We start from the raw sequence: 7,652 nt of genomic DNA on the forward strand, positions 1-7,652 counted from the left end.
GACCCGAAGGTCGCCCGAAAATTTCAGTTTCCTACTCTACTTCAGGGCAAAAGAGAGAGGGTTCCCTTTTAGCGGAGCATCCGCTCTTTGGTAAACCACAGCTTATAGCTGATCCGGCTTAACAGCACCGCAGAGATGGTAGCGGACGCTGAGAAGGCAAACATGATCAGGATCTGATAACGAACCGCTTGCAGCGGGTCCGCACCGGCGATGATCATCCCGGTCATGGTGCCGGGGAGCTGGACGAGACCAAGCGTTTTCATCGTGTCAAACGTCGGGATCAAGCTGGAGCGGACGGATCGCTTCATCACAGCCTGTATCGCTTGGCGCGGAGTGGCGCCCAGGCAGAGCAGGGTTTCGACTTCACCGCGGGTGGCTTCCATTTCTCTTTTCATATGGCTGAGAAAGAGACCGGAGACAATCATCGCGTTCCCGATAATCATGCCGCTGAGAGGGACGACATATCGGGGAGTCGGCTCGATAATTTGCAATCCCAGCAGGAGGGACATGGAAATGATCTCCGTGGCCACCAGGGTGATGACGACTCGCAGGAGCACACCGGGCAGCTCCTGGCCCCTCTTGGCCGCATTCCAGGAAGCCACCGCAATCATCATGATCAGTAACAGAATGATAAGAGCGGGATGATCAGAACCGAAAACAAACTGCAGGACATAACCGATTGCCACTAATTGCACCGCGAGCCGAATCGTGCTGATCGCGATTTCCTTTTCCAGGCCTAGACGCTGCCAGAGGGAAAGGAGAAGGGCAACCAGCACAAACAGCAAGGAGAGCCACAATGCCCAGTCAGACATGAGCCTCACTCCCTTCCATCTGTGATTCCTTGCCGATGAGCAGGAATTGCCGGGCAAGCTCTGTCCGGGGAGACTGAAAAAATGTCTCCCCTGGGGTATCCTCCAAAATGGTGCTTTCGGCCATAAACCAGATTCGCTGTCCGCATCGTCGCGCTTGCTCCAGGTGATGGGTGACCCACAGCATGGTGGTGCCTTCCTCGCGGTGGAGATGGACGAGCAGCTCCTCGACGGCATGCTGGCTATGAATATCCAGAGAAGCAGTGATCTCATCGAGCAGCAGCACCTGCGGGCGGAGCAGCAGGGTTCGGACGAGTGCCAGGCGCTGCTTCTGACCGCCGGAAAGCTGTGACGCCTCTTTATCCCAATCCAGCTCCTCCAGGCCTGCATGCCGCATCAGCTGCCGTGCATGGTCTCGATCAAACGGTTTTTGGTGGATTTGGCTGACCACTTTTAAATTTTCTTCAATGCTGCCGGGAAGCATGACCGCCTGTTGGGCGACATAGCTTACGGCAGCTCTCCATGTTTCGGTGGGCCATTCGTGGATGGAGCGGCCTTGTAGCGAAATTCGGCCTTCGTCAAAAGGGGTAAGCCGTCCGAGAATCCGCAGCAGCGTGCTTTTTCCCTGTCCGGATAACCCGATAATATGGATGATGCTTGGTTCCTCGATGATGGCGTTCACATCGCGGAACAGGTATTGATCGGGATCGGTGAAATCTCTTTTTCCTACGTCTTCCAGTTCTAGCTGCAGGTTCATCTGCTGTCACACTCACTTTCATGCATGAAAAACCCCGAAGACACTGCTTCGGGGTTTTCTAGCTTGGCACAACGAAGATATTGTGGCCTATGTACATTATTTCTTTTCGGACAACCATGTAGCGACTGCCTTGATCTCGTCTGCTTTTTTCAGCATACCAGGAGGCATTCCGCCTTTACCTTCCTTGATGATCTTTTGAATTTCATCAGCACTGTACTTGGAACCTACTTTGGTCAGGTTAGGACCAGCAATTCCTTCCAGGTTTTGACCATGACAGGAAGCGCAGTTCGCTTTGAAAACAGCAGCGGCATCGATCTTGGCAGGTGCAGTTGCGCCGCCTTCTGCTTGTTCGCCACTTTTTGGCGGAAAGAAAATAGATCCTACAAGGGCAATAAGGAAAACGAGAAACAAGATACCAAACGAAGTAAAGAAGCCCTTCGCAGAGTCGATCACGTCATTTTGATTCATATCTCTTTTGTTTGGACCAGCCATCTGACAAGAACCCTCCTAGTAAAAGTCAACGATACAACTGATTTTACGGCAAAATCGTGACAGTTGCAAGGTAAGCAAAAAAGAGACAAAGAAAGTACACATTTATCGTCAAGCTTGCTCAACTCTTTCAATTATGATACAGTAAAAATAATGTTTATTTTAGCGTGAGGCAAGTGGGTTATCTATCACATAGAGGTGAAAACACATGATTTTAGCGGCTAAAATTTTGCTGGTCATTGCTAGTATCGGCTTGATCGTTGTTGTTTTATTGCAATCGGGGAAAAGCGCTGGTTTGTCCGGAGCCATTGGCGGCGGTGCAGAACAGTTGATGGGAAAACAAAAAGCTCGTGGAATCGATGCTGTACTGGGCAGACTCACCGTAATTTTTGCGGTTATTTTCATGCTCGCAACCATTTTGCTCGGTTATTTCTTAAAAGCAGCAGCGTAAAGTTGAAGATGACGGGACAGCAAGTATCATGCTTGCTGTCCTTTTTTCGTAATAGGCCTTTTTTACATAGGAAACACTAAGGAACCACTATGAAAGATGGGCACCGCCAACAATTTCTATGAAGCCCAGCCATTATCGAATGCCCACCATTTGTGAATACTATACGAAAGATGGTTCAACTACAAAGGAGATAAAGAGATGAAGGAACAGGATATTTTAGCGTTTATGCGCGAGCAGGCGTATCATCCGATGACCGTCTCAGAGCTGGAAGAAGCCTTTCAGATTACGGACGCGGATGACTTTAAGGAACTGGTAAAAACACTGAATATACTGGAAGATAACGGTGAAATTATTCGGACCCGGACGAATCGCTACGGCGTTCCCGAAAAGATGAATCTGATCCGTGGCCGTCTGCAAAGCAATCCAAAGGGATTTGGCTTTGTGATAACTGAGACGGCCGGGGAACCGGACATTTTTGTGAATGCCAATGACATGAACGGAGCCATGCACGGAGACACGGTATTGGTCCGTATCGAAGGACAGTCCGCAGGGAATCGCCTGGAAGGGCGGATTATCCGCATTGTCGAACGCGGCATCACGCAGACGGTCGGTACGTATCAGGATGAGACCCACTATGGTTTTGTCATTACCGATGACAAGCGCGTGGGTCGAGACATCTTCATTCCGAAGGGAGCCTCCATGGGGGCCGTAGACGGACATAAGGTTGTCGTCAAGATCGTCCGTTACCCAGAAGGGCGCTCCAATCCGGAAGGGGAAGTCGTCGAGATCCTCGGCCATAAAAACGATCCGGGCGTCGACATTCTGTCCATCATCCGCAAATTCGGACTGCCGGAGGAATTCCCGCAGGATGTGCTCGATCAGGCTCAGGCTGTGCCGGATGAAATTTCCCCTGAGGAAATCAAAGGGCGCCGGGATTTGCGCGACCGCATGATGGTCACCATCGACGGTGCCGATGCGAAAGACCTGGACGACGCCGTTTCCGTCGAGAAGCTGCCGAATGGCAATTACCTGCTAGGCGTTCATATCGCGGACGTCAGCTATTATGTGAAGGAAAATTCGCCGATCGACAATGAGGCGTACAAACGGGGAACAAGTGTCTACTTGGTGGACCGGGTGATCCCGATGATTCCGCACCGGCTGTCCAACGGGATCTGCAGCTTGAATCCGCAGGTGGACCGCTTGACGATCTCCTGCGACATGGAGCTGGATAAAGACGCCAATGTCGTGAAGTACGACATCTTTTTGAGCGTCATTAAGACCAACGAGCGGATGACCTATGCGGACGTACGCAGTATTCTGGAAGACAAGGACGAAGAGCTGATCGAAAAGTACCGCGATCTGGTCCCGATGTTCCAGACGATGGAGGAGCTGGCCCGCAAGCTGCGTGATAAACGGATGCGCCGCGGAGCGATCGACTTTGACTTCCGTGAGGCGAAAATCTATGTGAACGAGCAGGGCGAACCGACCGATATCGGCTTCCGCACCCGTTCCATCGCGGAATCGATCATCGAGGAATTCATGCTGGCCGCCAATGAAACGGTCGCGGAGCATTTCCACTGGATGAAAATGCCGTTCATCTACCGGGTCCACGAAGATCCGAAAGAAGAAAAGCTGATGGCATTCATGGAATTTGTGACGAACTTTGGCTACTCGGTTCGCGGCAAAGGCAACTCCGTTCACCCGCGCGCCCTGCAGCAGCTGCTGGAAGAGGTCAAGGGGACGCCGGAGGAAATCATCATCAGCACGGTCATGCTGCGCTCGATGAAGCAAGCGCGCTATGATGCGGAAAGCCTCGGACACTTTGGGTTGGCGACCGAGTTCTATACGCACTTCACATCGCCGATCCGCCGCTATCCGGACCTGATCGTTCACCGTCTCATCCGGGATTGGGTGGAGCGTGGGCAGGGCGAGATGCCGGAGGATCGCCAGAGATACTGGGCTGAGAAATTGCCGGAGATTGCCGAGCATACCTCCCAGCGTGAACGACTGGCGGTCGATGCGGAGCGTGAGACCGACGATCTGAAAAAGGCCGAGTACATGCTGGAGCGGATTGGCGAAGAATTCGAAGGGGTCATTTCCAGCGTGACTTCCTTTGGGATATTTGTCGAGCTGCCGAATACGATCGAAGGTCTCGTCCATGTCAGCTACCTGACCGACGACTACTACCATTACCATGAGAAGCTGTACGCACTGGTAGGGGAGCGGACGGGCAAGCAGTACCGGATCGGGGATGTCGTGCAGGTACGCGTCTCCAATGTCAACGTGGATGAGCGGGCCATCGATTTTGAAATCGTCGGCATGAAGAAGGCGAATCATTTCCGCCCGCGTGGTGAACGTAAGCCTCGTGTCATCGAAGGACGGGGACGCATGGAACGCGGCGGCAATGAACGTGGTGGCCGACGCAAAGAGAAAACCGCCCATCCGGCAGCTGTGCGGAAAAGCAGAACCAAAGGAGCGAACGGCCCAGGACGCAATGCGGGGCGGACAGCAGGTCCACGCACGACTGGCGATGTGGAAAAGGACGTTATCTCCCTGCAGGCAGCTGAAGGCAAAGAGCCGGGTCAAAAGGTCAAAAAAGGCTTCTGGGAAGATCTTGTCCAAGCGAAAAAACGGAAAAAGAAACCGGTGGCGGCTCAAGCCAAACGGAAACGGCGCTAGGGGCTACATGCCCCTGGCTTTTCCTATAACATCTTGATACTTTTGCTGTTTTTTGCTAGACTTACTGTACCAATCTGGCAAGCGAGGTGATCCCTATGTCCAAAACAAAGACAGGCGTGAAGGTCTTGGCGCAGAACCGAAAAGCCCGACACGATTATCATATTGAGGATACGTATGAAGCTGGTATCGCGTTGACGGGCACGGAGATCAAGTCGCTTCGTTCCGGACGGGTACAGCTGAAGGACAGCTACGCGCGCGTGGAAAACGGAGAAGTGATGCTGCATAAGGTGCATATCAGCCCATATACGGAGGGCAACCGTTTCAATCACGAGCCGGAACGCACACGCAAGCTGTTGCTGCGTCGCTTGGAGATTCTCAAGCTGATCGGTGCCACACGGGAAAGAGGATATTCACTGGTGCCGCTGAGCATTTATCTAAAAGGCGGCTGGGCCAAAGTCGAGCTCGGGCTGGCTAAAGGGAAGAAGAATTACGACAAGCGTGAGGATCTGAAGAAAAAGGATGCGGCACGCGAAGTGGAGCGGGCCTTGCGCGAGCGGCAAAAAGTGTAATGGCAATCGAGTTGTGTTTTGCCAGGCTTGGCAGCAATCCACATTGATTTTGATTTTGACGGTATGCTATAGTGATACTACAAGTTGAGCTGGTGAGTGAACAGTCAGGTGTAACGCAAAGGATCGCCAGGCTGTTTTTCGTCTCCTGACCATTCGATTGGTGGCTCACATTTACCTAACCTGGGGGCGTTTTGGATTCGACGGGGATGGTAGAGCATGAGAAGCGAGCCGGGGGGTTGCGGACCTCGTCATCAACGCAAACGCCATTAACTGGCAACAAACAACTTTCTCTCGCTGCTTAATAACCAGTGAGGCGCTACCACTCCATCGCCCATGTGGCGTGACTAGCGCTCAACTTTAGTGGGATACGCCGGAGGTCTCCGCCTGGGGCCAAAGGAAGAAGATGAATCAGGCTAGGTTTTCAGCTGGCGTGTCGTTTCGCAGGTTGATCACCGAAACTTCATAAAGCGACTGCGCTCGGAGATGCTCATGTGTCGCTGTTTTCGGACGGGGGTTCGAATCCCCCCGCCTCCACCACTAAAAACCCTATACATAATCAAAACTCACCTCATGTTCCCTTAAGAAAAATGTTTTAGTGGAAAAGGTGAGTTTTTTATTACTTTTAGTAGGAGTATGTAGTTATGTTGGAAAAAGTACAAGGAATGGTTATCCAGGGGGCCAGTACACAAAATGTGCTGCCTTCTTCAACTAGTTCGCCATGGGAACCAGCACTAATTGGTGCAACGATTGGTTTTGTAGGTGCAATTACTGCACAAATTGTTTCTCACTTTTTTACTCAGCGAAGAGAAACTCAAAAATTCAACAAAGAAATATATCAGAACCTCTTTGCGCCTGTCTTACTAGATGTTTATTCATATCTAGATATTGTAACTCATTTTAGAAAACATCATGACCTTAAGTATGGTGTTAACGAGTCAGACTTTAGAGACAAAATTATAAATCATATCGGTACTAACCTAAAATATGCCAGTCCTAATTTGATTTTATCGTATGAAGCAGTTTTAAGAAATGATTATGAAGAGGATTTCTCTGGTTACTTATCCAGTATAAGTGATTTAGATTTAATGCTTCAGTTCTTAGATGACTTATATGAATTAAATCAAAGAACAAAGTTATTTGATGAGGCAAAAACTCGAAAGGTTAACCAATATAGAGTACTTTACTTAATATGGGTTTTCCTTGCTAGATATGAAAGTCTAGGGGTTGAAAAATCTGCTTTCCAAGTAGCTTATAAATTTTATTTTTCTAATGAACGACTAACTGCAAAATTTTATGATGAAGTGAATAATTTTACAGGAGACAAAAGGGAAAAGTTAAATTATATTCTTAAGTCTCTAATAAGAGAGGAATATACAAACGAAGTAAATGATGTTTTTTTCCAAAACAATTTGAGAATGTCCATGAACAACTCGATCAAACGGTTCAAGTAGATTTATCAGGATATCGAAGCACTTTCAAGGCGCGTGAAAGAAGGGAATATCGAAAACGTCAGCTAGTATTTGTATACAACGAAATATTTTACGAAGGTAAAAGTAAACTCATATTAGAACCAGAGGATATTAGCCAAGATTTTGAACTGGTACAAGCGTACGATTATTTACATGAAAAGGGCTTAATAAGTAAAAGTTTATCAGAACAAGATAATGCAATTGAAATCACAATTACTGCAAGAGGAATTGATGTGGTCGAAAAGAATTCAGATTTGTAATCTGGTATGCTTATTCAAGTAAGTATAAGATTTTTTGTATAGTGAATAACAACTTTAAAAGACAAGGATATTAGGGATATTAACCCGCCTCCACCAATACATATCCACAATTTTGAGTTTAAATATAAGAGTCTGTAAAATATTCTGTGTAAACTCTCAACCTCTAAAC

Annotated in this window: 7 protein-coding genes and 1 other RNA gene; 5 read left to right on the forward strand and 3 right to left on the reverse strand. The window is 49.0% G+C overall.

All coding sequences use genetic code 11. From position 1 onward, the window contains the following. Positions 1-68: 68 nt before the first annotated feature. From EIZ37_RS25190 to EIZ37_RS25200, 3 genes are all read right to left on the reverse strand, one after another. Positions 69-812, reverse strand: a complete 744-nt coding sequence (locus EIZ37_RS25190; RefSeq protein ID WP_134687521.1) for an ABC transporter permease — start codon at positions 810-812, stop codon at positions 69-71. After that, on the reverse strand, positions 805-1,566 hold the full coding sequence (locus EIZ37_RS25195; RefSeq protein WP_134687522.1) for an ABC transporter ATP-binding protein: 762 nt from the start codon (positions 1,564-1,566) through the stop codon (positions 805-807). Before EIZ37_RS25195 ends, EIZ37_RS25190 begins: the two co-directional genes overlap by 8 nt. A gap of 96 nt (positions 1,567-1,662) precedes the next feature. Continuing rightward, positions 1,663-2,058: a YqzM family protein gene (locus tag EIZ37_RS25200; protein ID WP_134687523.1), complete on the reverse strand. Its 396-nt coding sequence runs from the start codon at positions 2,056-2,058 to the stop codon at positions 1,663-1,665. Between the two features lie 205 nt (positions 2,059-2,263). On the opposite strand from EIZ37_RS25200, the gene secG reads away from it, so the two are divergent. The 5 genes from secG (at position 2,264) to EIZ37_RS25225 (ending at position 7,205) form a co-directional block, all read left to right on the forward strand. Beyond that, positions 2,264-2,506, forward strand: a complete 243-nt coding sequence (gene secG / locus EIZ37_RS25205) for a preprotein translocase subunit SecG (protein WP_134687524.1) — start codon at positions 2,264-2,266, stop codon at positions 2,504-2,506. Between the two features lie 198 nt (positions 2,507-2,704). After that, positions 2,705-5,185 carry a ribonuclease R gene (rnr, locus tag EIZ37_RS25210; RefSeq protein WP_134687525.1) on the forward strand — a complete coding sequence of 827 codons (2,481 nt, stop codon included), beginning with the start codon at positions 2,705-2,707 and terminating at the stop codon, positions 5,183-5,185. Between the two features lie 95 nt (positions 5,186-5,280). Next, positions 5,281-5,754 (forward strand): SsrA-binding protein SmpB, encoded by a 474-nt coding sequence (gene smpB / locus EIZ37_RS25215; RefSeq protein ID WP_134687526.1) that lies wholly within the window; start codon positions 5,281-5,283, stop codon positions 5,752-5,754. Positions 5,755-5,936: 182 nt separating this feature from the next. Beyond that, positions 5,937-6,291: a transfer-messenger RNA gene (gene ssrA, locus EIZ37_RS25220) on the forward strand. A 104-nt stretch (positions 6,292-6,395) separates the two neighbouring features. Then, positions 6,396-7,205: a hypothetical protein gene (locus tag EIZ37_RS25225; protein WP_134687527.1), complete on the forward strand. Its 810-nt coding sequence runs from the start codon at positions 6,396-6,398 to the stop codon at positions 7,203-7,205. Positions 7,206-7,652 lie beyond the last annotated feature (447 nt).

The organism is Brevibacillus migulae, from assembly GCF_004521915.1.
Lineage (GTDB): Bacteria > Bacillota > Bacilli > Brevibacillales > Brevibacillaceae > Brevibacillus_F > Brevibacillus_F migulae.

Coding starts and splice junctions, on each gene's coding strand:
- EIZ37_RS25190 (WP_134687521.1), bottom strand. CDS start 812: ATGTCTGACTGGGCATTGTGGCTCTCCTTGCTGTTTGTGCTGGTTGCC.
- EIZ37_RS25195 (WP_134687522.1), bottom strand. CDS start 1,566: ATGAACCTGCAGCTAGAACTGGAAGACGTAGGAAAAAGAGATTTCACC.
- EIZ37_RS25200 (WP_134687523.1), bottom strand. CDS start 2,058: ATGGCTGGTCCAAACAAAAGAGATATGAATCAAAATGACGTGATCGAC.
- secG (WP_134687524.1), top strand. CDS start 2,264: ATGATTTTAGCGGCTAAAATTTTGCTGGTCATTGCTAGTATCGGCTTG.
- rnr (WP_134687525.1), top strand. CDS start 2,705: ATGAAGGAACAGGATATTTTAGCGTTTATGCGCGAGCAGGCGTATCAT.
- smpB (WP_134687526.1), top strand. CDS start 5,281: ATGTCCAAAACAAAGACAGGCGTGAAGGTCTTGGCGCAGAACCGAAAA.
- EIZ37_RS25225 (WP_134687527.1), top strand. CDS start 6,396: ATGTTGGAAAAAGTACAAGGAATGGTTATCCAGGGGGCCAGTACACAA.